At 66.0% G+C, this 24,585-nt stretch carries 25 protein-coding genes and 5 pseudogenes; 14 read left to right on the top strand and 16 right to left on the bottom strand.

Annotated features, from left to right (window positions below):
• Positions 1-83 precede the first annotated feature (83 nt).
• From FHR33_RS48260 to FHR33_RS53630, 6 genes and pseudogenes are all read left to right on the top strand, one after another.
• A complete protein-coding gene (locus FHR33_RS48260) occupies positions 84-1,370 on the top strand; it encodes an ABC transporter substrate-binding protein (RefSeq protein WP_183662892.1) in 1,287 nt (428 codons plus the stop codon).
• Positions 1,370-2,302: a carbohydrate ABC transporter permease gene (locus tag FHR33_RS48255; RefSeq protein ID WP_183662884.1), complete on the top strand. Its 933-nt coding sequence runs from the start codon at positions 1,370-1,372 to the stop codon at positions 2,300-2,302. Before FHR33_RS48260 ends, FHR33_RS48255 begins: the two co-directional genes overlap by 1 nt.
• A gap of 16 nt (positions 2,303-2,318) precedes the next feature.
• Positions 2,319-3,098, top strand: coding sequence for a carbohydrate ABC transporter permease (locus FHR33_RS48250; protein WP_183662881.1), 780 nt, complete (start codon positions 2,319-2,321; stop codon positions 3,096-3,098).
• Between the two features lie 16 nt (positions 3,099-3,114).
• Entirely contained in the window at positions 3,115-4,986 is a 1,872-nt protein-coding gene (locus FHR33_RS48245) for a DUF5107 domain-containing protein (protein WP_221242731.1), read from the top strand.
• Positions 4,987-5,023: 37 nt separating this feature from the next.
• Positions 5,024-5,321: pseudogene (locus tag FHR33_RS48240) on the top strand (transposase); the annotation flags it as partial.
• Positions 5,322-5,641: 320 nt separating this feature from the next.
• On the top strand, positions 5,642-6,049 hold the full coding sequence (locus tag FHR33_RS53630; RefSeq protein WP_350656716.1) for a helix-turn-helix domain-containing protein: 408 nt from the start codon (positions 5,642-5,644) through the stop codon (positions 6,047-6,049).
• Positions 6,050-6,601: 552 nt separating this feature from the next.
• Here FHR33_RS53630 and FHR33_RS48230 read toward each other — a convergent pair.
• The 6 genes and pseudogenes from FHR33_RS48230 to FHR33_RS48210 all read right to left on the bottom strand — a co-directional run bounded on the left by FHR33_RS48230 (position 6,602) and on the right by FHR33_RS48210 (position 9,857).
• Positions 6,602-6,739 carry a hypothetical protein gene (locus FHR33_RS48230; RefSeq protein ID WP_183662863.1) on the bottom strand — a complete coding sequence of 46 codons (138 nt, stop codon included), beginning with the start codon at positions 6,737-6,739 and terminating at the stop codon, positions 6,602-6,604.
• Positions 6,740-6,869: 130 nt separating this feature from the next.
• Positions 6,870-7,718: an alpha/beta fold hydrolase gene (locus FHR33_RS48225; RefSeq protein WP_183662860.1), complete on the bottom strand. Its 849-nt coding sequence runs from the start codon at positions 7,716-7,718 to the stop codon at positions 6,870-6,872.
• A complete protein-coding gene (locus FHR33_RS48220; protein WP_183662857.1) occupies positions 7,715-8,152 on the bottom strand; it encodes a MarR family winged helix-turn-helix transcriptional regulator in 438 nt (145 codons plus the stop codon). The genes FHR33_RS48225 and FHR33_RS48220 overlap by 4 nt, the downstream gene beginning before the upstream one ends.
• Positions 8,153-8,320: 168 nt before the next feature.
• A complete protein-coding gene (locus FHR33_RS48215) occupies positions 8,321-8,491 on the bottom strand; it encodes a hypothetical protein (protein WP_183662854.1) in 171 nt (56 codons plus the stop codon).
• Positions 8,488-8,802: pseudogene (locus tag FHR33_RS53625) on the bottom strand (Gfo/Idh/MocA family protein); the annotation flags it as partial. The pseudogene FHR33_RS53625 and the gene FHR33_RS48215, both read right to left, overlap by 4 nt.
• A 176-nt stretch (positions 8,803-8,978) precedes the next feature.
• Positions 8,979-9,857 carry an SDR family oxidoreductase gene (locus FHR33_RS48210; protein ID WP_183662851.1) on the bottom strand — a complete coding sequence of 293 codons (879 nt, stop codon included), beginning with the start codon at positions 9,855-9,857 and terminating at the stop codon, positions 8,979-8,981.
• Between the two features lie 68 nt (positions 9,858-9,925).
• On the opposite strand from FHR33_RS48210, the gene FHR33_RS48205 reads away from it, so the two are divergent.
• Complete coding sequence (locus FHR33_RS48205) at positions 9,926-10,561, top strand: winged helix-turn-helix transcriptional regulator (RefSeq protein WP_183662849.1); 636 nt, start codon at positions 9,926-9,928, stop codon at positions 10,559-10,561.
• A 478-nt stretch (positions 10,562-11,039) separates the two neighbouring features.
• Positions 11,040-11,546 carry a pyridoxamine 5'-phosphate oxidase family protein gene (locus FHR33_RS48200; RefSeq protein ID WP_183662846.1) on the top strand — a complete coding sequence of 169 codons (507 nt, stop codon included), beginning with the start codon at positions 11,040-11,042 and terminating at the stop codon, positions 11,544-11,546.
• On the opposite strand, the gene FHR33_RS48195 is transcribed toward FHR33_RS48200, so the two are convergent.
• From FHR33_RS48195 to FHR33_RS48180, 4 genes are all read right to left on the bottom strand, one after another.
• A complete protein-coding gene (locus tag FHR33_RS48195) occupies positions 11,541-11,738 on the bottom strand; it encodes a hypothetical protein (protein WP_221242729.1) in 198 nt (65 codons plus the stop codon). The genes FHR33_RS48200 and FHR33_RS48195 overlap by 6 nt on opposite strands.
• A gap of 1,221 nt (positions 11,739-12,959) precedes the next feature.
• A complete protein-coding gene (locus tag FHR33_RS48190) occupies positions 12,960-13,391 on the bottom strand; it encodes a hypothetical protein (RefSeq protein ID WP_183662843.1) in 432 nt (143 codons plus the stop codon).
• A 499-nt stretch (positions 13,392-13,890) separates the two neighbouring features.
• Complete coding sequence (locus FHR33_RS48185; protein ID WP_183662841.1) at positions 13,891-15,333, bottom strand: MFS transporter; 1,443 nt, start codon at positions 15,331-15,333, stop codon at positions 13,891-13,893.
• Entirely contained in the window at positions 15,330-16,025 is a 696-nt protein-coding gene (locus FHR33_RS48180) for a DUF899 domain-containing protein (protein WP_183662839.1), read from the bottom strand. Before FHR33_RS48180 ends, FHR33_RS48185 begins: the two co-directional genes overlap by 4 nt.
• 176 nt (positions 16,026-16,201) lie before the next feature.
• Between FHR33_RS48180 and FHR33_RS48175 the strand changes: the two genes are divergently transcribed.
• Positions 16,202-16,852: a winged helix-turn-helix transcriptional regulator gene (locus tag FHR33_RS48175; protein WP_183662837.1), complete on the top strand. Its 651-nt coding sequence runs from the start codon at positions 16,202-16,204 to the stop codon at positions 16,850-16,852.
• Between the two features lie 640 nt (positions 16,853-17,492).
• Here the strand turns inward: FHR33_RS48175 and FHR33_RS48170 are convergent.
• Positions 17,493-18,173 carry an HxlR-like winged helix-turn-helix transcriptional regulator gene (locus FHR33_RS48170; RefSeq protein WP_183662835.1) on the bottom strand — a complete coding sequence of 227 codons (681 nt, stop codon included), beginning with the start codon at positions 18,171-18,173 and terminating at the stop codon, positions 17,493-17,495.
• Between the two features lie 79 nt (positions 18,174-18,252).
• On the opposite strand from FHR33_RS48170, the gene FHR33_RS48165 reads away from it, so the two are divergent.
• The 5 genes from FHR33_RS48165 (at position 18,253) to FHR33_RS49570 (ending at position 21,196) form a co-directional block, all read left to right on the top strand.
• Positions 18,253-18,777: a pyridoxamine 5'-phosphate oxidase family protein gene (locus tag FHR33_RS48165; protein ID WP_183662833.1), complete on the top strand. Its 525-nt coding sequence runs from the start codon at positions 18,253-18,255 to the stop codon at positions 18,775-18,777.
• A gap of 50 nt (positions 18,778-18,827) precedes the next feature.
• Positions 18,828-19,403: a dihydrofolate reductase family protein gene (locus FHR33_RS48160; RefSeq protein ID WP_183662830.1), complete on the top strand. Its 576-nt coding sequence runs from the start codon at positions 18,828-18,830 to the stop codon at positions 19,401-19,403.
• 159 nt (positions 19,404-19,562) lie between these two features.
• Positions 19,563-20,144 (top strand): dihydrofolate reductase family protein, encoded by a 582-nt coding sequence (locus tag FHR33_RS48155; protein WP_183662827.1) that lies wholly within the window; start codon positions 19,563-19,565, stop codon positions 20,142-20,144.
• A gap of 319 nt (positions 20,145-20,463) precedes the next feature.
• Positions 20,464-20,649: a hypothetical protein gene (locus FHR33_RS49575; protein WP_221242728.1), complete on the top strand. Its 186-nt coding sequence runs from the start codon at positions 20,464-20,466 to the stop codon at positions 20,647-20,649.
• A 40-nt stretch (positions 20,650-20,689) separates the two neighbouring features.
• Positions 20,690-21,196, top strand: a complete 507-nt coding sequence (locus FHR33_RS49570) for a pyridoxamine 5'-phosphate oxidase family protein (protein ID WP_221242727.1) — start codon at positions 20,690-20,692, stop codon at positions 21,194-21,196.
• 123 nt (positions 21,197-21,319) lie between these two features.
• Here the strand turns inward: FHR33_RS49570 and FHR33_RS48145 are convergent, their stop codons facing one another.
• The 5 genes and pseudogenes from FHR33_RS48145 to FHR33_RS48135 all read right to left on the bottom strand — a co-directional run bounded on the left by FHR33_RS48145 (position 21,320) and on the right by FHR33_RS48135 (position 24,117).
• The gene (locus FHR33_RS48145; protein WP_183662821.1) at positions 21,320-21,475 is read right to left on the bottom strand and encodes a hypothetical protein; all 156 of its coding nucleotides are present in this window, start codon (positions 21,473-21,475) and stop codon (positions 21,320-21,322) included.
• Between the two features lie 31 nt (positions 21,476-21,506).
• Positions 21,507-21,965: pseudogene (locus FHR33_RS53730) on the bottom strand (transposase family protein); the annotation flags it as partial.
• Between the two features lie 63 nt (positions 21,966-22,028).
• Positions 22,029-23,110, bottom strand: a pseudogene (locus FHR33_RS48140) (IS630 family transposase).
• Between the two features lie 3 nt (positions 23,111-23,113).
• Positions 23,114-23,341 (bottom strand): annotated as a pseudogene (locus FHR33_RS51425) (helix-turn-helix domain-containing protein); the annotation flags it as partial.
• Positions 23,342-23,595: 254 nt separating this feature from the next.
• Positions 23,596-24,117 (bottom strand): GNAT family N-acetyltransferase, encoded by a 522-nt coding sequence (locus tag FHR33_RS48135; RefSeq protein WP_183662818.1) that lies wholly within the window; start codon positions 24,115-24,117, stop codon positions 23,596-23,598.
• Positions 24,118-24,585 lie beyond the last annotated feature (468 nt).

The raw sequence follows: 24,585 nt of genomic DNA, 5'->3' as shown, positions 1-24,585 counted from the left end.
GCTCCCCGACCGCTCGCGAACAGAGGCGTCCGTACCGCCTGCCGGCCCGTCACAGATAGAGGTGATCCATGATGCGTCGTTCAGTGTCGCATCGTCTCCCCCGCACCATGGTCATCCTGTCCGTCGTCGCCGTCACGGTCTCGGCCTGCGGGATCGGCGGCACCGAGAACACCAGAATGGGAATTCCTGAACCTGGGGCGCCGATCAGCTACTGGAGCATGTGGGAGGAGAACGAACCGCAGGCCACTGTGATCAAACAAGCCATCGCTGCCTTCACCAAGGAGACCGGCATCCAGGTCAAGGTGGAATGGCAGGGGCGCAAGGTCTTGCAGAAGCTCACCCCGGCCCTCCGCTCGGGCGACGTCCCGGACCTGGTCGACCAGGACGGCAACAGCATCCGGGGCGCGATGGTGGCCAACGGCCAGCATCATGACCTGTCCGCGGTCATGTCCGCGCAAGTGCCGGGCGAGGGCAAGACGGTGGCCGAGGTCGGCCCGGGCCGCTACCGTGACCTGATCATCGATAATGCCGGCAAACCGTTCTTGGTGCCCTACGAAGCCCTTGGCTACGGCATCTTCTACAACGGCGCCAAACACCCCGACCTGGCCACCAAGGCGCCGGCGACGTGGGACGACTTCGTCGCGATGCTGGACGGCCGCAAGGCCAAGCTGGCGCTGGACGGCGACATCGGCTCGTATGCGGCGTTGTGGACCGTCCACGCCCTCGGCGCCGAACTAGGTTCGGGCAAGGTGAGAGAGCTGGCCACCGACAAGACCGGCCGCGCCTGGAGCAACCCGCGGCTGCGCCCGGCCCTGGCACGGATCGAGAAGCTGGCCAAGGGCGGGTACTTCGCGCCCGGCTCCTTCGGCAGCAAGTTCCCGGCCATGCAGGAGAAGTGGGCGGCCGGCCAGGCCGATTTCCTACTCATGGGCAGCTGGGCCCCGAGCGAGACCCAGAAGTCCGCCCCGCAGGACTTCCAGTACCGCGCACTGCCCTTCCCCGGCGCGAGCGCCGTGCAGACCGCCGTCATCGGCTTCGCAGTGCCCAAGCGGGCCGCTCACCGGGCGGCCGCGGAGCGCTTCATCGTGTCCTTCATGAAGAAGGAGCGCATGCAGGGCCTGGCCACAGTCGCGCTCAACATCACCACCCGGCCCGACATCCCCGCGCCCGAGCAGCTCGCGGACATCGCCCGGCAACTGAACGACAAGCCCGTCACCCCCTTCTACGAGGGCCTCGACACCCTCGGCACCTACCCCATCGAGGTGTTCGAGCCGGTGCACACGGAGTTCCTCAGCGGCAAGATCACCGCCACCGAGTTCGTGACCAGGCTCGGGGAGAAGCAGGCCGAGTTCTGGAAGAAGAACTCCTGATGGCCGTGCTCGTCCGAGAGCACACCACGGTCCACCGAGGCCAGGGACCCACGATCACCCGGCAGCGGCGGCGGGCCTTCCTCGTCCTCGCCCTGCCGGCTGTGGTCCTCTACACGATCTTCTTCGTCGGGCCGACGGTCGCCTCGTTCTGGGTGAGCCTGCACGCGTGGGACGGCGTCACCGAGATGCGCTGGCGGGGGCTGGACAACTTCACGCTGCTGTTCGAGGACGAGGTGTTCCTCGCGGCCTTCCGCAACACACTGGCCATCCTGCTGGCCGGCGGCGTGCTGGTCTTCCTGCTCAGCTTCGCTCTGCTGCTGGGCATGCGCGCGATGACCGGCCGGCGGTTCGCTCGGTCTGTGATCTTCTTCCCGAACATCATCGCGCCGATCGTGCTGTCGGTGCTGTGGGGCTTCCTCTTCTCCACCGACGGCCTGGTCAACGCGGCATTGGGCGGTATGGGCCTCGATGCACCCAACTGGCTGGGCGACCACCTGTTCCTGGTCATCTTCCTCGGACTGATCTGGACCAACACCGGCTTCTACGTCACCATCCTCATGGCATCCACCGACCGGATCCCCCGCTACTTCTATGAGGCCGCCGAGCTCGACGGAGCCGGGCCACTGCAGCAGTTCAAGCACATCACCATGCCCTTGACCTGGGACGTGGTGACCATCTCCGCCGTCATCTGGACCATCTCCTCGCTGAAGGTCTTCGACTTCATCTACGCCTTCGGCGGGACCTCCAACGACCTGCCGCCAATTCACACCTGGAACACCGCGGTGTTCATCTACGGCCAGACCTTCGGCGGAAGAGTGCCCGCCTACAGCTTCGGCTACGCGTCGGCGTCGGCGGTGATCACGCTGGTGTCCGTCGTCGTGTTCGTTCTCCTCCTGCGCCGGGTGATGCGCCGTGATCCGATTCAGTTCTAGAAGCGCCATCTGGCTGATGGTGGTCGTAAACCTGGCCGTCCTGGCCTGGATGCTGATCACCTCGCTGCGCGAGCACCGCGAGATCTTCGCCAGCCCCTTCGCCTGGCCCAGCTTCGCCTGGGACAACTACGCCGAAGCTTGGCGAAGCGCCGACTTCGGCGTAGCGGCAGCCAACTCACTGGTGCTGGTGGCAACGGCCGCGCCGGCGGTCGTGGTCGTCGCCGCGCCCGCGGGGTACGCCTTGGGGCGCAGCATCGGGCGCGCCGCCGCCTCGCTCACCCTGTACTTCGCGCTTGGCATCGGCGTTCCGGTCCAGGTCATCGTGATACCGCTGTTCGTGCTCATGGAACGGCTGTCCCTGGTGAACAACCTATTCGGACTGTTCCTGCTCTACGTCACGGTGTCGCTGCCGTTCACCGTGTTCCTGCTGACCGGCTACTTCGCCTCGCTGCCCGCCGAACTGGAGGAGGCCGCGGCGATCGACGGCGCCTCCCGGCTGCGCACCTTCTGGACGATCATGCTACCGCTGGCCCGGTCCGGTCTGATCACCGCGCTGATCCTCAACGCCATCGGGCTGTGGAACGAGGCCTTCCTCGCGCTGGTCTTCGTGCAGAGCACCGACAAGCAGACGCTACCGCTTGCCCTGCTCGGGTTCCTGGCCAAGCAGCAGTACAGCGGCGCCGACTACGGCGTGCTGTTCGCGGGGGTAACCATCCTCGTACTGCCCATGCTGCTGCTCTACGTCTGGCTCGGCCGACGCATCGTCGAGGGCATGACTCTCGGCACTGGAAAGTGATCAAGGAGCTTGCTGCGTGAGAAGAAAGAGTCTCGAGCTGCCCATCGCCGAGCCCGGCCCGGCCAGTCCGCTGCCGATCCTGCGAGACAACGGGGTACGGGCAGACACGAGCACCGCGGACCCAGCCATGGCCGCCGGCATCGCCTACGGCCAGCCGTTCAGCCTGCTGCCATACGGCATGCAGGACGACTACGGGCGCAACCGGCAGGTGCGCTCGGTGGACAGCATTGTCCTGGAGAACCAGTGGCTGACCGCCACGTTCCTGCCCGATTTCGGCGGGCGGTTGTGGTCGCTTGTGCACCGGCCCACCGGCCGCGAGCTGCTGTTTCGCAATCCCAGCCTGCAGCCGGCCAACTTGGCGCTGAGGGGTGCATGGTTTTCCGGCGGGGTCGAGTGGAACCTCGGCGCGACCGGCCACTGGCCGTTGACCTGCGAACCCCTGCACACTGCCAGGGTGGGCGAGGGCCTGCGCATGTGGGAGTACGAGCGGATGCGCCGCCTGATCGTGCAACTGGACGTGCAGCTCCCGCCGGAATCGCCTGCGCTGCTGATACACATCAGCCTGCACAACCCGCACACGACGGACATACCGGTCTACTGGTGGTCGAACATCGCCGTACCCGAGGAGGCAGGCATCCGAGTGGTCACACCTGCCGACCACGCCTACCACTTCGACTACACCGAGACGCTGCACTACGTGCCTTACCCCGACTGGAAGGGTACGGATCGCAGCTACACCACCCGAACCGCAGGGGCGGCCGACTTCTTCTTCGATATCGCCGGGCGCCCCTGGATCGCTGCTCTTGATGAGGAGGGAAGCGGCCTCGTCCATACCTCGACCCGCCGGTTGAGCGGTCGCAAGCTCTTTCACTGGGGCACTTCCCAAGGTGGCAGGCGCTGGCAGGAATGGCTGAACGGCCCAGACGCACGCTATCTGGAGATCCAGGCAGGACTCGCCCGCACCCAGCTGGAGCACCTGCCGATGGCGGCAGGCAGCACGTGGTCGTGGACGGAGGCGTATGGCCTGCTGCGAGCCGATCCGGTTGCCGTGCACGGCCCATGGCCTCAGGCCCGGAGCACGGTAGAGCAGGCTGTGGCCGACTTGCTGCCCGAGGCGATGCTGGAAGAGTGGCATCAGCGGCTGGAACGAATGTCCAGGCGCGCCCCGTCCGACATTCGCTGGGGCGGCTCAGGCTGGGGGGCTCTGGAACGGCGGGCGTCGGCGCTACCCGATGATGAGGCGATCCCCTTTGGGGACGAGACGCTGGGAACCGAGCAGGAGCCATGGCTGCGGTTGTTGGAAACCGGCCGTCTGCCCGCTCAGGATCCGCCTGCTCCGCCGGTGATCGGTCAGCCGTGGCGCGACATGCTCGAGGTCGCGGCAGCCGACTGGCACGCGCACTACCACCTGGGATTGCTCCGCTACGCGGATGGCGACGTCGCCGGCGCCCGCTCCGCTTGGCTGACATCGGGGCACAACCCCTGGGCGCTACGCTGCCTGGCCGAAACCGACTTGCTCGGCAGCGACGTGGCCACCGCCGCCGACCGGCTTCAGAGCGCGTTGGCACTGGCCCCTGACCTCCGGCAACTGATCGTCGAAACCCTGACCGCGCTGCTCTTGGATGGCCGCCCGAACGAAGCGCTGAGAATGGCGGATGAACTGTCGCCGGCGCATCGTGCCCATGGCAGGATCCAGCTGCTGCGCTGCATGGCTGGCATCGCCGCGGGGCGACCTGAAGTCACCGCCGCCATCCTGCGCGACAGTCTGGTGGTGCCGGACCTGCGAGAAGGCGAGGACTCCCTCCATCGGCTCTGGGCTGACTGCCAGCGGGCGCTCGGCACCGACGAGCCGTGCCCGCCGATGTACGACTTCCGCATGCACCCGTGAGTCTCGATGCCCACGGCAAGTTCATGGTCAGCGCACCCTGCTCGGCCGGATCCGCGTGCCGCGACCGTGCGGTATCGGCCGGCCGCGCAAGAAGCCCGACTCCCTCACCGGTGACAAGGCCTATTCCAGCCGGGCCAACCGCGCCCTGCTGCGCCGCCGCCAGATCCGCACCACCATCCCCGAACCCCGCGACCAGCAGGCCAACCGCAAGCGACGCGGCCGCTCAGGTGGGCGCCCACTCACCTTCGACGCCGACCACTACAAACGCCGCAACCAGGTCGAGAGGGGGCTTCAACCGGCGTAAACAGTTCCGCGCGGTGGCCACGCGCTACGACTGTGAGGATCAAAGCGTGCCGCTTCGGGCCATGGTCTGACCCGCGTACGACTGACCAGGGTGTCTTTAGTTTGATCTGTCGACCACGGCTTGAGGTGGCGTTGATGCCGCCGGACCGGTGGGACGTGCTGGCCACCCAACGCCGCGAACGCGCCCGGGGGCCGACCGCTCGCCCGAGCAGCCTGATCACTCAAGCCGGTGAACGTTCGTGGTCGCGGGGCTTGATCGACAGCGGAACGGCCAGTGGCGTTAGCGATTCGATTCGGGCGGAGGTGCCGCCATCCACCGTTCCGGTTTCGGTGGGTGAGATGTCCACGCAGGATGTTGAGAATCGTTCCGTTTTACGACACCAGCCGGAAGCAAGATCGACAGACTGTCGATTCCCGTAGGCGTGTTCACTGCCGTCCTGCGGTGATAGGGCTGATTGCGGAGGGCTTCGGAAAGTCCGGATTCCTGTACTCCTGTGCGCTACCGTCGATCTTTGTCTTGTACTGGTGTTCACTGCGGCGAGGTCGGCGTGGTCGACGGCGTGGCGGAGCTGGGTGTGCTGACGGCTTCGGCGGAGGAGTGGGCGGTGGCTGTCCGGCGGGCCGAGGTGATCGGTCGTTGGCGCGGGGGCCGCAGGTTCGGATCGCGGAAGCGGATGAGGCGGCGGCTGAGCTGGGGATCTCGCGCCGCCAGGTGTATGGGCTGTTGAAGCGGTGGCGGGCGGGTTCGGGGGGCCTCTGATCTGCTTCCGCGCCGGTCGAGTGGCGGTCGGGGCCGTGGCAGGATTCCGGAGGAGGTCGAGGCGCTGCTGGCCGAGGCGATCCGGTCGCGGTATTTGTCCAGGCAGCGGCGGACGGTGTCGGCGCTACAAGGAGGTCGTCCGGCAGTGCCGGATGCGTGGCCTTGCGGTGCCGTCGCGGGGGACGTTGGAGCGTCGGATAGCCCAGCTGGATCCGGTGGCGACGACGTCGGCTGCGCTTGAACTCTTCCGCATCGTCGGGCATCACCTTCGGCTGGAGTGTGACCTTGACTTGGCCGGTCTCGTCATCGGAATGCGCGATGACCAATCAGGCCGGGATAGGAGCCAGGAGATGACCGTGTCCTGGGCCCGCCGGAGTTCCTCGGATGAGAATCCCTTGCCACCGATCAGAGTGACCTCCATGGGGAGGGTCCTGGCCAACTCGATCGCGCGTGCCGGGATAGGGCCCTTGAAGCCGACGCGCAGCCCCCGCTGGTCGTCGACGTATCTGACGCCGGAGATCTCGTCAGGGAACTCCGCGTTCAGTTTGTCGATCACCCGGCGTTGGATGACTGTGAGCCGAAGCGGTCGATGACCTCCTCGTAGGAGATGCCCTCCGATTTGGCGATCGTGCCGAGGTCGATCAGTTCGGCGTAGGGAATGCCGTCGATCGTCACGTCTGGGTCGGTCACCGCTGGGTCGTAACCCTCGAAAGTTCGTCGGCTTGGGCGAGGAAGTGGCGGCCACCCGGGTCGCGTACTGCTTGACGGCCGCAGGCGGACAACGACGCAAGCACCGCGATGACGATCAGAAGCAATCTCTTCATACCTGAAGGAGGAACTGCTGGGTGAGCTCGGCCACAACCGGGGCCGTTTGCCCTTCCGGCCCGAAATGGTCAAGGCCGGGCACGCTTTCGAGTGTGGCCTGGGGAAGGGTGTCGCGTACAGCATCGAACTCCGCTCTGGTCGCGCGCGGCGTACGACCCCCGCACAGCAGCAGCACCGAAGCGGTGACGGCCGCGAACGCGGCAAGCCGGCCGTGTTGGCCCGCCATCTGCTCGTGCTCGGCCAGGTTGGCCTCCAGAAGCGGCCGCATCCGCTGCCAACTCGGCCCGCGGAACCCGACACGCAACGCCATCCGCAGATACCAGTACGGCAGCTTGGACACGAAGGCGGGCGCGCCGCCCGAGCCTTGTATGAAATGGACGAACGCGCCATAGGGATCGCCTGCGGCCAGCCGTTCCCGGTAAGGGGCCATCCAGTCTGTGGAGAGGGGGCCGACGGGAACTCCGGGCTCGTAGACCGCGATGCGCTCGAACACCTGGAACGACCGTGCGGTCTCAAGGATGACGAGGCCGCCGTAGCTGTGGCCGAACGCCAGCCGCGCGCCGGTCTCCGCCTGGACGGCCAGGAGGTCTTCCACTTCCTTGCCCAGGGTGTACTGGGGCCCCTGAGGGCCGCTGGCGCCGCGTCCTCGCCGGTCGACGACGTGCACGGTGAAGGAGCGGGCCAGAGCGGAGGCCAGCGGCAGGTAGTCCTGCGAGGTTCGCAGAGCGCCGCCGAGCACGATGAGGCCCGGCCCTGCGCCTATCGTTTGATAGCTGATCGGCGTGCCGTCGGTTGAGGAGACTGTGCGCTGATGCGTCTGCGGGATCTGGTTGGCCTGCTTCATTTGGTTGACTCCCGTTCCACGCGGTCCAACGTCGCGAGCAGCGTCGCGGTGTGCTCGGCGAACTCGGCGTAGGGCACACCGCTGTGTGCGACCAGGGCGGCCAGCTTTTCCTCGAACTCCTGCCGGAGCGAGGCCACAACTTGCTTTCCCCCGTCGGTGAGGGTGAGCTGCCGGCGGTTCCCACCCGCAGGGTCGGGCTGGACATCGAGAAGCCCCTCGGTGGCAAGTACGGCGGTCATGCGGCTCACCGACGGCTCGGTCACACCCAGGCCGTCGGCAAGGGCGCGTTGCGTTGAGACGCCCAGCTCGCCTACCAGGGCCAGTGCGAGAAAGCGGCTGTAGGAGATGTTGTGCTCGGCCCGCAGGATCCGGTCGGCCGCCCGGTCAAGGCGGGCGACGAGCACGTGCAGGTTGAGGCTGAGGTTGCGTTCCACGTCCTATAACTTAGCATCCTAACTTAGCATTGCAAGGCTCGATCCGGAGCTTGCTGACACAGGCGGCGATCCGGGGAGCCGCACGGCTGGGCGACACGGTTGTTCCTCGATGGCGGCGAAGATCTCGTCCTCGGCACTTCTCCTCACGACGTCCGGGGCAATCCAGGATCATCTATTCAGGCCTGGCCCACCGTACTCGCGCCAGGCCAGAACGCCGGCGACGGCAATAAGAGGGCTCGATCCCACTGCGCGGGCGAACGCCGCCACTGCGGCGGTCACCCGGTCGTCGGCCGCCAGCTCGATCTCCTCGGTGCCAGAGCGCCGGGCCAGCCGGATCACCGGGCGGTGGTCGGCGGCTGGGGTGAACCCGGGCTCAACGGCCTGCCAGCCGTCGGTGCCCCGCAGCTGGTAGACCGACCGGTAGCCGTGGTCAAGCCCGAAGATGACCCCTGCGCGGTGACACCCGGTGTGGACAGCAGCGCCGCTCCCGCGGTGTCGACGGTGAAACCGGGCGCGTAGGTCAGCGTGGCCCCGACGACCCGCAGGTCCGTCCCGAGGAGGTGCATGGCCGCGCGCACCGGATACACGCAGGTGTCCAGTAGCGCGCCGCCGCCGAGCTTCGGCCGGAAGCGGATGTCGCCGGGTGGGAGCCGGGGATGGTGAAGGCCGCGGTGAGCGCCCTCGGCTCACCGATCGCGCGGTCGGCCACCAAGTCGCGCGGTCTGCCCGGCGTCGGTGGTCAGCGGCGGCCTCGCGTCCAGGCGCGAGGCCGAGCGGGTGGACCCTGCCCATCAGACGCCTCCACTAGGGCAGTTGCCGCGAGCCGCTAAGCGGCTAGGAATGCTTCGGCGTTGCGGCGGGCGAAGTCGACAAAGGGCGTGGGTTCAATCTGGAAGGTCTGGTGAGTCTCCAGCCACAGGTGCGAGCGGGGCCGGCGGGCGCGCTCGGCGAACAGCTCGCCCAGGAGTTGAACGGTCGGCTCGGGCAGGCCGTGCTCTCTGAGCTCGCGCAGCTTGTCCTCCAGCGACACAGGCACGTACCGGAAGCTGGTTCCCGTGGCCTCGGAGATCCGTTCCACGGCGTCCTCCATTGACAGGGCTTCCGGTCCGGTCATCTCGTAGACCTTGCCCTCGTGGCCGTCGGAGCGCATTAGCGCGACGGCCACCTTGGCCACGTCGTCGACGGCGACGGGAGACAGGCGGGTGTCGCCGATCGGCATACGCAGTTCACGCCGCCTCGGGTCTACCCCTGTCACGGTGCCGGGCAGGTAGAACTCCATGAATTGGCTGGGCCGCAGGTGGGTCCAGGCCAGTCCGGACGCTTCGAGATACCGTTCGATCTCTACGTGCTCCCGCGTCCCGCGGAAGCTGTCGAGGTTGAAGCCGACGCCTGCCTCCTTGCCGGAGTACTTCACAATGTGGGGCACGCCTGCCGCCTTCGCCGCGTCGATGAACGCGCATTGTGTCCGGACCATCTGCTCGCGCGCGGCAGAGATCATGAGTACCCGCTTCACCCCTTGTAGGGCGGAAGTCAGTGATTCGGGACGGAGCATGTCGCCCTGGACGGGTTCGACGCCTGGCAGGCCATGAAGCCGCTGGGCCTTGCCGGGGTTTCTGAACAGGGCTCGAACCGGCACGTCCTGCCGGGCGAATTCGCGTATGACGGCCATACCGCTGAGTCCGGTGGCTCCGGTGACAAGAATCATAGCTGCTACAGTAGTAGCAGCTACTACGGAAAAACAAGTAGAAACTTGGTTGCGTGTAGGATGGTTACGTGTCTTCAGCCCGCTCGTATGGTGACCCGTGCGCCGCCGCCCGCGCTCTTGACCTGGTCGGCGAACGCTGGGCACTGATGATCGTCAGAGAGTTGCTCTTCGGACCCAAGCGCTACAGCGACCTGCAGAGCGGCTTGCCCAACGCCAGCCCCACCGTGCTCTCCCAGCGATTGCGTGACCTTGATTCGGGCGGGGTGATCCAGCGACGCAAGCTGGGTGCTCCGGTTCGCGCGTGGGTGTACGAGCTGACCGACTGGGGACGGCAACTCGAGCCTGTGCTGGTGCACCTGGGACGCTGGGGCCGCGCCACTTCGGCTGTCCAGACGACGATGGCCCTGGGTGCCGACTCGCTGATGCTGGCACTGCGCAGCCATCTGGACTCGGCCAGGCTCGGTGACCTCCACGCCACACTTGTGGTAGCGCTCGGCGAGGACGTCTTCACGCTCCACATCGCTCAGGGCGAGCTTGCTGTCGTTCGAGACGAACCGCCTGGCTGGGACGCCGCATTGCGCACCGATCCCGCCACCTTCAAGGCGCTGCTGATCGACGGGATCCCCGTGGCGGAACTCAGCGACCGGCTGTCGGTCGAGGGCGACCGCGGAGTGCTCGACCGCCTGATCAAGGCACTCGGCTGAGGCCTTCTCGCACGTCCATTCTCTGGACGTGGGAAGACCTGGGCTGACCGCTACAGCGAGTTACCGACATTCCTGTCGCATGCCGCTAAGATTTCCCCGTCGCTCAACAATCGAGGTTAGAAACTTCTCCTCACCGGTCTTCTATCGCCAACCGGAGGTGACGTCGGCATCTGGCGGGCGAGATGCCAGGTCCCGAGGGCTGCGTTCACCTAGACCAAGACAGCCGACGAGATCCTCAAAACCCTCGCCGACTAACCTCACCAAGATCAATCCGCCGACCACCGAAAACTAGTCAGTCATTTAAGTAGGAAACTTCCGGCGCATCACACTAGTTATATTCGCTCCCCGATCCCGCTTGTTACATGCGGAGAGTAAATCTTTGCATTTTCCTGTAGGACGAGAGCCGTGAGATCGCGGAGCACCACGAAGAGCAACTAATGTGAGTGGTCGTGACAACACTCGCGAGACAGGAAAGCTAATGACTACCGGACTGCCGCAAGGTGATCTGCGCCTCCTGGATACTGATCTAGCACGGCAGATGCTGACCTCGAAGCTGTATGCGCGCTTGGGCCTCATCTGGACCGATGGCAGGCCAAGGGTCGTCCCAACTTGGTTCCACTGGACAGGTGAGGAGATCGTGATGACGACGTATCTCGCCGGCCCTGAGCTCGGCGTGCGTCATCCCGCCCGTCGAGTGGCGGTACTCCGCGCGAACCCGAATGTCGACATCAGTATCGGAACCGATGACGTTCAACCACGGGCCATCTCGATTCGTGGACGCGCTAATGTAACCGAGGTCGACGGCGTAGCGGATGAGTACGCCCTCGCCGCAAAGCGCTATCTCGGAGAGGAGGCCGCCACGTCGCTTCTCCAATCCGCTGCGCGACCGGGAACTAGGCAGGCACGCATTGCCGTACGTCCTACCTGGGTAGGGCTATTGGACTTCGAGACCCGCCTCCCCAGTCCTCTCGGGGGCATCCTATGACTCTAACCTAGTGCCGCGCCAGGCCATGTTCGCCCTGTTGACGATCTTCCGTAGGCGGTGGTTGTCGCTGTTGCGGTTGTGCCAGGCGATGTAGCGGCCGATCATGCTGCCCTGCTCGCGGTGGCTGCCATGGTCAGTGCCGTTGAGGGTGAACTCCCGCAGGGACGTGAACTGGACCTCGATGCGATTCATCCACGAAGAGTTGGTGGGCGTGTAGGCGACCGAGCGGATCCGTCAGATCAAGCTGCGCCATCCCAGCAATACGAAGAAGCTCTTCGTCCACGACGGCGGCCACCTGGTCGAGCTCCTCGACTTCCCGCGTAAGCATCGACCAACCCGCATGGGCCCGTGGTTTCTCGAGCGGCGACCGACCAACATGACCAACTGCGGGCAGCGCGGAGCGCGGAACTTCGCCTCCCGCAGCGACTTCGGGGCCGCCCGCGGAAGTACTGCACGAACAAGTGTCGGCAGGTCGCCCACCGCGCCCGGCGCGACGGCACCAACCTCACACCAGTGACCTCCCAGTAATGAGCCCTTTTCAACGTGTTGCCGCAGGTCGGAGCGGCGAGGGGCGACCGAGACCGCATGGCCTGTAGAGATGCAGGCCATGCGGCGCTTAGTACTCCAGCCGTAGATCGTGATCATGGTTGCCTCGATCGAGGGCGGTAGCGGCTTGCCTGATCGCGGTCTGCGCGCTGACAGCGGGTGGACCAGGGGCGGTCGGGCAGGCACCATGCCTCGGTGAGCATCATCATCAAGTTCTTCGTGGCACCGGGTCACGAAGCTGCGGCTGCGGTCGTCTGGCGGCCCCGACGGGACTTTCGAGTCGCTGTCGTACGGCAACTTCGACGCTGAAGAGGTGCTGATGAGCCAGAAGTCGTCGCGGATCCTGGCGATGGCGACGGCCCCATGCTCCTCGCTGCCTCCAAAGCCCTTCAGAATGCACTCGCCGCTGCCGGCCCGGCCCCGGCTTGTCGAAGTCAGCCAGCTGTGGATCCAGGAGCGGGCGGCGGATGGCGAAGTGTTTGACCAGGAGATCGCGACCCAGCTCCTGAGCGACCTGGCCCGGCTTGCTCACGGTCTCCGCGGGCGGGACCACCGCCTGTATTGCTGGACGTCGTAAGGACGAAGGCGGCCACCGTTGATCATCGTCAGTTGTGTCGACAAACGAAGATCAGCCGGTGGCCGCGGGCCACAGCGTAGACCCTGCCCGCTGGCAGGAGGCATTCGAGGCCCCTGATGGCCCGGATATCGGGGCGGTTCGCGCGAAGGTTCAGCGAACTCCTTCTTTCAGGAACTGGGGTTTCCATAAATCAGGTGTCCACCAAACCGGGTCAACTCCACCTCCGCTTGGTTGAGCGTCTTGCGGTGAGAGCTGTTTACCTGCACTCCATGTCTTTTGCAGAGATCATCTCACTGGGGATCTAGATATGAACCCCAACTAGTGTTGCCCGATTTGCCGAGAAACCACTTGTCGGAGACAGCTACCGTCTGCCAGTTAGCATTGTCGGGATCTAGCGTCGAGGTATGGAGGTATTGTCCGCCGCTAATAGGGTCGAGACAGTCCGCCCAGGAGTACCAGCCAGCCCCCACCCAAAAGTTCGAACGCCTGGGGTCCACCGCCTTGTTCATGATGAGTGCCCAGTTATAGTGGCCGCTGGCCAGGTAGACCCGGCGCTGAACACATGAGCCAGGCATCGAGTCGATCGGACTGTTGGTCAGATACTGGGTCTTGGTGTTATAGGCGGTCGGGTTCGAATTAGCGGCGGCGGGGGTAGCCAGCGACATCGTCAAGGCGAGTAGTCCACCTATGAGAGTGATTGGTTTCCAGCGGTCCATCATCATTCCTCTGATACTCGGGAGATATCGCTGTGGACGCCTACGATGGAGAGCGCGGTCGACGTGGTGCAAGTATCACACGCCCCCATGTGCGGCCAGGTAGGGCAGTTTAGGGACGCTCTCCAGGGCGAAGGAAGTCTTAAATCTGCCATCTTTCGCATTCTTTCAGCCCGAGCCGCACCAAGCTGTTTAGAGTCCGAAGATACTGACACGTCGGAAGGCGACCTACAGGTGCGCGGCGCCGCCCTGCGCCTGCGCGATGTCGGTCAGCATGATCGTCCGGTGCGCTTCACCAATGAGCTCTTTCCATCCTGACGGCGCAGATCGCGATGGGTTGGCGCGGAGAAGTGGCGGATGAGAGGAGGCTCCCGGTAAGACAGCAGTGACCCCTTTTCATCCGTCGCGCGGAGCCGTCACACCCGCGACGGCTCCAGAACGCGAACGGCTTCGCGGTGTGGCAGCGTGGCCTGGCGCCTACATCCCCAGCCCGGAGACGGGCCGGAGCTCATCCGCCGGTCTTCGCGACCTTCGGTTCCGGGGCCGCCGGAGCCGCTGCCTCGGCTGGGCGGCGGCCGGGTGCGAACAGTGCGATGATCATACCGACGAGGGCCATCGCACCGCCCAGGAACAGCGCCGCTCGAGAACCGTCGATGGCCGCCGCCGGCGTGGCGTAGCCGCCGTTCGCCGCGAACATCGCGCCGAGGAAGGCAACGCCGAAGACACCTCCGAGCTCCCGCATGGCGTTGTTGGCACCGGAGGCGACACCCATGTCCTCCATGGGCACCGAGCTGAGAGCCAGATTGATCGTGCTCGGCAGGCTCATGGCGATTCCGATGCCACCGAATGCCAGCGGCGCCAGCAGGACGAGGTACCCGGTGTCCGTGCCGACCACCGCACCGAGCCAGGCCAGGCCTGCCGCCATGAGAAGCAGACCGCCCACGATGAACGGACGGGCGCCGAACCTGTCGGAGAAGCGGCCCGCGATCGGGGCGACGACCAGCACCATCGCGGTCCACGCGAGGATCTGCAATCCGGCGTCGAGAGCGTTTGCTCCCATCCCGATCTGGAACATCTGCGAGATGATGAACAGCGAGCCGATCAGGCTGAAATGCATGAAGAAGGCGGATGCGTTGGAGATGGTGAAGCCTCTCGCCCGGAAGTAGCGCAGCGGCAGCACCGGGTGCTCAACCCGGCGTTCCCAGAACACGAAGGCAACCATCAGCACAACGCCGCCCAACGCCATGACGACCACTTCCGCGTGCCCCCAACCCAACCCAGGCGCCCGGACGGCCGCCCAGACCAGCCCGAACAGACCGAGCGAAGCCAGCCCCAGGCCAACGATGTCCATCTTCGGCCGTGGACCGAAGCTCTCCCGCATCAGCGCCGCGGCCAGGATCGTGGCGGCGACCCCGAGCGGCACGTTCAGCCAGAAGATCCACTGCCACGACAGGCCCTCGGTGATGAGACCGCCGGCCACCGGCCCGGCGGCGACCGCCGCGCCGGAGACGCTGCCCCAGATCCCCATCGCCCGGCCACGCTTGTGCGGTGGGTAGGCGTCGCCGAGCAGCGTGAGGCTCACCGGGATCGCCACCCCGGCCGCAATCCCCTGCAGGACGCGGGCGAGGATGAGAACCTCCACCGAGGGGGCCAGCGCGGCTATGGCCGAGGCCAGTGTGAACACCGCGAGTCCGAGCACATAGCTCTTCAAGCGGCCGAAACGGTCGCCGAGCGCGGAGCCGATGAGCATGAGGCACGCAAACGCCAGGTTGTAGGCGTTGACCGTCCACTCCAGGTCGGCCAGGCTCGCGTTCAGCTCTTCCTGGATGGTGGGCAGCGCGGTCACCACCACCATCACGTCCAGTGAGGTCAGGAACGCGGCTACGGACACCAGCGCGAGCGTCCAGCCTGGGCGAAATGGACGGTGCGTCGAGGCGGAGGCGCCGTTCATGCCCTGGCCTGCCCGTCTGCCATCGGCATCGCAGTGTGGATCTCGTACTCGTCGTGCAGCCGCCACCACTGGTAGGCGGGGGTCTGCGGCCATCCCTGCGGGGAGTCCTCCCAGGTCTCCTGCCTGCCGTAGGGCGTGAGATCGAGCAGATTGAAGTCGGCGCGCAGCCGGTCCACGCCCCGGGCGGTCGTGAAGTAGCTGCGGAAGACGCGGTCGCCGTCACGCAGGAAGACGCTCAGGCCGAAGCCGCCATCCAGACCACAGTCGGCGTTGAACGTGGTGTGCTGGGTCGAGTACCAGGGCAGCGTCCAGCCCATCCGCGCCCGGAACTCCAGGAGCTGGGCCAGCGGCGCCGGGGACGCGAGCACCAGGTTGGTATCACGCGCCCGCAGGTGGGACATGTCGCCCAAGTTGTCTGCGACGCTCGAACATCCCGGGCAGCGGTGATCCGAACCCGGCTCCATCATGAAGTGGTAGACGATCAGCTGGCGCCGCCCGTCGAACAAGTCGACCAGGGTCGCCCTGCCCTCCGCGCCCTCGAAGACGTACTCCCTTTCGAAGGCGACCACCGGCAGCCTGCGCCGCTCCGCGGCGAGTGCGTCCAGAGACCGGGTCAGGGCCTTCTCCTTGAGGAGCAACTCGTCCCTGGCGGCCTGCCACTCCTCAGGCGACACGATCGGCGGAAGATTCATGGCATCTCCTTGATCCAGACGTCACGCCCCCACGGGGTCCGGGAGGCCGGGCACGACGCGCCAGCCCGCCCTGCCGACACAGCAGCGCCCCGGAGGCTCTACCAACGAAGATAACAGCAATACTCCTAATTTAGTAGCTACTACTCCTAAATGTTATAGAGAGCTATCCTGGAGGCATGGCGGCAAAACGCAGATACGACGATGGGTGCGGTGTCGCGCTCGCGATGGACGTCCTCGGTGAGCGCTGGTCGATGCTGATCATCCGTGACCTGCTGCTCGGTCCCCAGCGGTTCGTCGACCTGCAGGCAGGCCTGCCCGACATCAGCCCGAACGTGTTGTCCCACCGATTGCGTGAACTTCAGGACTCGGGCGTGCTCCGGCGCCGCACGCTTCCCCCGCCTGCGGCGTCACGGGTGTACGAACTGACCGACTGGGGAGCCGAGCTGGCACCCATCGTCAGCGCACTGGGGTTGTGGGGTTCCCGCACACCGATCATGCCCCGCACTGGTGAGATGCGGGCCAACTCGCTCATGCTCTCGCTGCGCTCGACCTTCAGCCCGTCCGATGAGCCGGACTGGAGCGCGAACTACGAGATCCGCATCGGCGCCGACATCTTCGCCGTGCGCGTCATCAGCGGCAGGCTGACGGAGATGGCGCGAGGCCAGGCGGCCGGGCCCGCCGACGCGGCCATCACCACCGACCGCAAGACCCTCGGACTGCTGGTGAACCACGAGGAGGATCTGGAGACGGCGGTGGGATCAGGGCGAATGATCCTGGCCGGCGATGTCGGGGCAGCCCGACGGTTCCTGGCGGCGGTGGGACTGTAGGCTGGGCCGCGCCCCGGCCCACCTCGCCACCACCGGACCAGGGTCGAGGAATGGCGGGAGGTCAAGGAAACAAGCCGTCCTTTGCACTGGCCGAGATCACGAATTTCGTCTGGTTCCACGGGAGCGCCTTCGCCTCCGTTGACATCGACTTGCCCAAGGCGCGGCACTGGGGGTTGCCTTCGGAACACGGCTGGCATGGGCCGCCGAGCGGCAGGGACTTCTCGGACACAGGTTTCCGACGGCATTCGTGCAGGTGGCTCGACGTCCGAGAATGCGTAACCTTTCTGGACAACGAGCGCCCGGCCTTTTGCAACGTCCCAGGTCAGAGGTTCGGCGGCCCGAGTCTCCCGTATTCCGGTGAGACCTGCAAAGGCGAGGGCGGACCAGCCGTCATCAGGTGCGGCCGCGATCATCGCGACCAGCCAGGCCCGATCGCGGCCGCCTCCGCCGCGGCGACAGGATCGGCGCTGTCCTGGCCGCCGGCGTCCGGCATGTCCGGGGTCGTCTGGCAGGCGGCTGGTGCCGGTCGAGGGCCTCACGCTGGAAGATCTCTTCGGGCTCTACGGCACCGCGTATCGGCCCTGGGGATGGGGGCGAGGAAGGCGGGAACAGCCATCAGCGGCGAGAATGATCTTGCTCTTCAGGGCATGTCGGCCGGCTGGGGTGCGGGCATGAACGAGGCCAAGAGAAGGTCTGTGAGGCGCTGTTTGGCGTGTTCGTCGCCGCCGAGGTGCAGCGAGCCCGAGTCCACTGCCGCCGCCGGGGTGATCTGGTGGTCGCAGATGGCGCGGAGGGTGTCGAGGTCGGTGGTGAGGGTGGCGTGGGGTGGCGTGGGTGCGCTGTCGCGGCTGATGTGGAGCGAGTCGTCGGTGACCTCGATGAAGTAGGTGTCGGCGTCGATGTGCAGTTCGTAGATGCCATGGAGATACGCGGCCCGGGTCGGGTCGAAGCCTGCCTTGATGCTGAGCAGGATCGAGTCGATGCCGAGAAGGCCGTCGGGGGCGGTCGCGGTTTGGCTGCCCCAGCGGCCGAGGTGGAGGACGAGCGGTTCCAGCGCGCGGCCCCGGTCGGTGAGTTCGTAGAGGCGGACGCGGGTCGGGGGTGGCAGGTCGCGGCGTTGTACGACGCCGTGCTCGGTCAGGTCGCGTAGCCGCTGGGTGAGCACGTTCGGGCTGACGCCCGACAGGCCGGCGTGCAGGTCGTTGAAGCGTTTGGGGCCCAGCAGGAGGTCGCGCACCACCAGCAGGGCCCAGCGTTCGCCAATGACGTCCAGGCCGCGGGCCACACCGCACGGGTCTCCATAGCTGCGCATGCCGCTCATAACCTGCAGACTACAGCAGAAATCCCACTTTAGGAGCGATACTTGTTCTTTAGGAGTTGCTTCGCTAGCTTGAGGCCTCATGAGCCTCTCTGACACTCAGGCGGCGGACCCGCCGCAGGGCGACGTGCGACTGCTGGACACCCCCATCGCGCAGCGCCTGCTCAACGACTCGACTCTGGTGGCGCGGCTGGCCTACACCGGTAAGGACGGGACACCGCGGCTGATCCCGGTCAACTTCCTCTGGAACGGCGGCGAGGTCGTCATCGGCGCGTTCGCCGGCACCTACAAGATCCGCGACCTGCGCGCCCGCCGTGACGTGGCGATCTGCATCGACACCGCCGACGCTCCCCCGCAGGCCCTCATGCTGCGTGGGAAGGTCACCCTCACCGAGGTGGAAGGAGTGCTTCCTGAGTACGCCACGATTCAGCACGCGGTGATGGGCGAGGAGGCCGGAACCGCCTACCTGACGGCGATCGACCAGCCGGGCCTCCGGATGGTCCGGATCGCACTGCGCCCCACCTGGGTCGGCGTCCTGGACTTCCAGAAGCGCTTTCCGGAGCGGACTCCCGAACCCGTCCTGGCCGCCTTCGGCGCCAACCGATAGCAACCCGCACCCCCAAGACCCCAGACGCGACTGAGCAAGGAGATCTGAGAATGGGCAAGATCGTTGTGACGGCGTTCGTCACCCTCGACGGCGTGATCCAGGCACCCGGCCTCCCGGACGAAGACCGCGACGGCGGCTTCAAGTCCGGCGGCTGGACCCAGCCCTACGCCGACCCGGTGGTGGACCAGCGCACCACCAGATCGGTGCTGGACGCCGACGCACTGCTGATCGGCAGGCGAACCTATGAACTGTTCGCCAGTTACTGGCCCGGTGCCGATCCAGCAGACCCGCGGACCGTCCAGCTCAACAGCCAGCCCAAGTACGTGGCCTCCCGCACCCTGCGGACCGTCGACTGGAACAACTCCACCCTGCTGCGCGGAGACGTCACCGAGCAGGTCGCCCAGCTGAAACAGCGGCACGACCACATCAGCATCTGGGGCAGCAGCCAGCTGCTCACCACGCTGCTGCCCGCCGGACTCATCGACGAATTCGTCCTGCTGACCTACCCCACCGTGATCGGTGGCGGCAAGCGGCTGTTCAACGCCGGCACCCCGATGGACCTGGAACTGACCGACACCACCACGGCATGGACCGGAGTGGTCATCTCCACCTATCGACGGACCTGATCGACGCCGCCTCCCTGGTGCCGCAAGAGGGATCACGTCGCATTTGCCAGCCCCAGCCCGCCTGTGTGCACGGGACGACGGTCACCCATGCAGACGACTTCGGAAGCCAACACCGGCCCGGCAAGACGCCAAGTTCAACGCGCCGACGGAGAACGAAAAGTGCGCAAGATCATTGTGTCGATGTGGACGACGCTCGACGGATTCGTCGCCGGTCCGCGAGACGAGATGGACTGGTTGCAGATCGACGAGCAGGTGCTCAGGTATGAGCGGGAACTGGTGGAGGGCTCCGGTGGCCTGCTGCTGGGGCGGATCACGCACGCCGACTTCGCCGGCCATTGGCCGCGGGCCGCGCAGGACCCTGAGGAAGCGGAGGAGGTGCGGAGATACGCCCGACGGGTCGACACCATGGAGAAAATCGTCATCTCCGCTTCGGGAAACATCGCGGCGTGGCAGAACACCCGCAGGCACGAACGCGTCGACCCGGACGAGATCATCGAACTCAAGCGCGGCCACGGCGGGGACATCGTGGTCTACGGCAGCCTCGGAGTGATCTGGTCTCTCGTGGAGCTCGGGCTCGTCGACGAGTTCCATCTGCTGGTACATCCCGTGTTCCTGCGCGACGGCAAGGCCCTGTTCGAGGGCGGCCGACCACCGCAACGGCTGGAGCTGATCTCCGCCGAGCCGTTCACCTCAGGAGTCGTCCTGATGAAGTACCGGCCGGTCGACCGCGCAGCCTCCTGAATTTCGGCGCGGTCGGCGATACGGCATCGTCGGGAGCGCTCGGCCTGGGCGGCCATGCGCGTTGGAGGGCCTACCAGGCGGACAGCACAAAATCTGATCTTGTCGATAATCGCGGCCATTGCCGGGAGTCAGGCGGAGCACCTCGTAGATTTCTAGCAGGACATCGATCTCGGGGTCGGATGGGTGTCGATCTGGTCTTCGGTGACGTCGCTGCCCATGCGGACGGTGTATACCTCCGGCGGGACTCCGCGCCGGGCCAGCACCTCGGCGAACGTGGGGCCTGTCGTACGCGCGCCGGATTGAAGCTGCTCGGCCTCTTATGCACGCCACGACCGTGCGCGACACCATGGCGCTGCCCGACTACTGGACCCACTTCAGCGCGGACGGCACGTGGCCGAAACCGACAGCCGAGTGCCACGCGACCGTCGACGCGACCCTCGACCAGCTTGTCTGGTGGGCCGCGGCGCTGCGCGAAGTGCGCTCGGCGTCTCCCTACCCCGCCTGATCTTCCCCGTCCGAAAAGAAGTCCGAGAGGAGCAACGACAGTGAATGTCAAGGAGCCAACCTCCGCGCAGGTGCTGGGCACCGACGGGGGCAGGCCGGCGCCGTGGGCAGAGGCGCGCGAGCGGCTGGCCGGGTCGCGGGCCTACTGGACCGCGACGAACCACCCAAGCGGGCGGCCGCACGTGCGGCCCGTGTTCGCGGTCTGGGTGGACGAGGCGCTGTACCTCTCGTCAGACCCGGCCGCCCGCAAGAGCCGCAACCTCGACGCCGACGCCCACTGCTCGGTCGCGACGTCCTGCGACGACCTGGACCTGGTGGTCGAGGGCAAGGCCAAGCGGGTCACCGACCCGCGGCGGCTTCAGCGCGTCGCCGCCGCGTACAAGGCGAAGTACGACTGGCCGGTGACCGTCGATGGCGCCGCGTTCACCGCCCCCTACGCGGCGCCGACCGCGGGCGAGGGCCCCTTCGCCGTTTACGAGGTCGACCCGGTCACCGTGTTCGGCTTCCCGACCAGCGACAAGTTCGCGCCCACCCGTTGGCGCTTCTGACGACGGCCACCGCTGGAAAGGATGATCATGGACACCACACCGATGACCGAGCCCGGCGCCCGTGCCGGGCGCAGGGAGTGGCTGAGGACCCGGGTGGAAAGAAGGTGTGACCGCGATCCGCGGTCATTTCTTCTTCCTGTCCCGCAACGGGACCGCACGACGACAACCAGCAAGCAGTACCGTCAGGAGGACACCCCAGGAGGCGGCCAGCGCGGCGTAACCGAGAGCCGCCACGACCACACCCGCGAGCAGGGCGCCGACGGAGGAGGTCAGCGGCATCAGGAAATCCGACAGGCCCTGCGCGAGCGTGCAATCCCCAAAAGTAGCGGGAGTGGGAGGCGCAGTAGCCGTACTGTGCCCACCCGGCCAGCTGCGACCGCTTGGCCGTCTCGCGGGAGCGGCCGCATTCGATGGGAGTGGAGTCGGCCATCCACACATCATCGCTCCACAGCGTGGTATCGGCGGCCAGCATCCGGATCATGTGCATGACCAGCCCGGACACGTGGCGCAACCGCCGGTTGTAAGCGGGCTGGCCAGGCAGGGACGGGAACATGGCCTTCAGCTGCGTGCGGGCGTAGCGCAGCCATCGCCGTTCGGAGGTGAAGCCCAGCAGCACCGACAGCACCGCCAGGGTGACTAACTCGGCATCGCTGAGCATGGGCGTGATACCGATCTTCGGCCGCCACGGAGCCAGCTGCGGCTGGGCCTTCAACGCGTCATCGATCTGGACGTACAGTGCGGTTGCGAGAGTGTCTAACTCGTTGCTCACACACCGAGGATCGGCACTCTCGCCCTATCTCCGCAGCTATGCCTTGGCATCAACCATCTAGTGTCATGCGCCTGAAATTCGGCGGCAATATTTAGCGAGGGATTCGAGGATCTCTTCGGCGGTTTTGACCCACACGAACGGCTTGGGGTCTTCGTTCCACTGAGTCACCCAGGCGCGGATGTCCATCTCCAGCGCTTGGACGCTCTTGTGGGCACCGCGGCGGATCAGCTGATCGGTCAGGTAGCCGAACCAGCGCTCCACCTGGTTGATCCAGGAGGAGCCGGTGGGTGTGAAGTGCATGTGGAAGCGGGAATGACGGGCCAGCCAGGCCTTGATCGCCGGAGTTTTGTGGGTGCCGTAGTTGTCGCAGATCAGGTGGACGTCCAGCTCGGTCGGCACCGTCTTGTCGATGGTGACCAGGAACTTCTTGAACTCGGCGGCGCGGTGCTGGCGGTGCAGTTCGCCGATCACCGTGCCGTCAGCGATGTTGAAGGCGGCGAACAGGCTGGTGATGCCGTTACGCACATAGTCATGGGTGCGCCGCTCGGGCATGCCCGGCATCATCGGCAGCACCGGCTGGGATCGGTCCAGTGCCTGGATCTGGGATTTCTCATCGACGCACAGCACCACGGCCCGCTCGGGCGGATGGTGGTAGAGCCCGACCACGTCGACGACCTTCTCCACGAACAACGGATCCGTGGACAGCTTGAAGGTGTCGGCCCGGTGCGGCTTAAGCTCGAAGTCGCGCCAAATCCGCCCGATCGTCGACTTGGACAGCCCGCTGCGCTTGGCCATCGAGGCCCGCGTCCAGTGCGTGGCGCCTGTCGGTGTCTGTTCCAAGGTGGCCACCACCACCTGCTCGACCTGGTCCAAGGTGGTCGGCCAGGTCGCGGCTCGTCGATCAGCCCGTCCAGCCGCAGCCGCAGGAAGCGCGAGCGCCACTTGGAGACCGTGTCCGGATGCACCCGCAGTTCGGCAGCGATCCGCTGGTTGTCCTTGCCGTCCGCGCAGCCCAGCACGATCTTCGCCCGCATCGCTAGGACCTGCGACGACTTCGCTCGGCGCGCCTACCGCTGCAGCGTGACGCGTTCTTCCTCGGTGACCGTCAGCTCGGCCTTGGGCCGCCCGGTTCGGGGCCTGTCCAGCAGGGCATCTATCCCGCCCTGCGCGTAAGCGGCGCGCCACCGGCGCACCGTCGCCACGTTCATCCCGAGATCCCGTGCCACCTGCGCGTTGCTGGCGCCCGGCTCGGCGCAGGCCAGCACGATCCGCGCGCGGCCGGCCAGTCCCGACGCATCCACCGTCAGACCATGCAACCGAGCTCGCTCCGTGCTCGTTAACTTGATCTCTACGGCCGACGGGCCTGAATTTCCCATATGCCAAGAATAAGAACTTATCCGCCGAATTTCAGGCGCATGACACTAGCCGTGCCGACCTAGCGGCTGGTCCCATGTCCCGTGCCCGGGAAGCATCGCCGTCTGCCCACAGGGCAGGGCCGCGGCATCTGGTGCGTGCGATGGCCAGGCGGAGCGTCGCCTTCATGCTGGGCATACTCTGGCGATCCCAACCACGCAGCGGGGCGCCTCCCGCGCTCGAACGGCTACGGGGCGGGCGCAACTTTCCCAACAACCTAGTTGTCCGGGTCGGCGGAGAAGCGGGCATAGTGCATGAGGACCGGGCGCAGTCCCCGGCGCTCATAGAGGCGCTGGGCACCGGAGTTGGCTGCCAGGGTCCCGATGAGCAGATCACCGATGCCGAGCCTGTTCAACTCGTCGTCCACTTCGTCCAACAGGAGCGTGCCAACGCCTTTGCCTCGCTCAGCCGGAGCAACGGAGAGCGTCTTAAGCTCCGCGACACGGCTACCCGTCACCCAGGTATCGTCGGGCCCGGACTGGACCTCTACAAAGGCGTAACCGACTGCCCGGCTGTGACGTTCGGCAAGCAGGATGAACGAGCCCTCCTGCAGAATCCAACGCCGATAACAGGAACGGCGCAGCTCCCAGGAGCGCTCGTCTGAGAAGTACGCGAATCCTGGTTGGACGGACTTGTGGTGCTCGTGCAGCGCCAGCCACAGTGGCTCCAGCCGACCGATGAACTCAGCCCCTCCCCTGCGCAGCGTGATGTCACCATGGGTGTAACCGGCTTGACTCATCGCAACTTCTCTTCTCGTTCTCTCGACGCACGGGGCGAGTCCCATACTCCCCCGCGCAGACCACGAGATCATCCCCGGGCAACAAAGTGATCCAGCGGAGACAACTCCCGGGCCTTCCTCAGCCGGTGTCGGCGCCGAGTTTGGGTGATCTCGTCGGTGAGGATGAGCGGCGCTTGTCGGTGTCAGTTGCACCAACGTCTCTCGTTTCGCGGAGCACACCCTTCGTCTTACGGTGAGCCCACGGTTGCCGTGCTCCTGTCGCGCGCAGTTGGACATCGACTCTGGTCGCCCGAGTACCTACGCAACCCGTCTTGGTTCGGTTGATCAGTGAAACGGCTGTGACGAAGCGGCGCATGAGAGATCGGCCATATGTCCAACCTTGACATTTTCGTTCTTACGAATCTATGGTCCTGAACAAACAGCAAGTGTTTATTCATTTAAACACGTATAGCTGGGCTGTGAGTTCTT

The organism is Nonomuraea dietziae (assembly GCF_014195505.1).
Lineage (GTDB): Bacteria > Actinomycetota > Actinomycetes > Streptosporangiales > Streptosporangiaceae > Nonomuraea > Nonomuraea roseola.
Note: the sequence above shows the minus strand (reverse complement) of the source record. Positions and strands in the feature narration are given on the sequence as shown.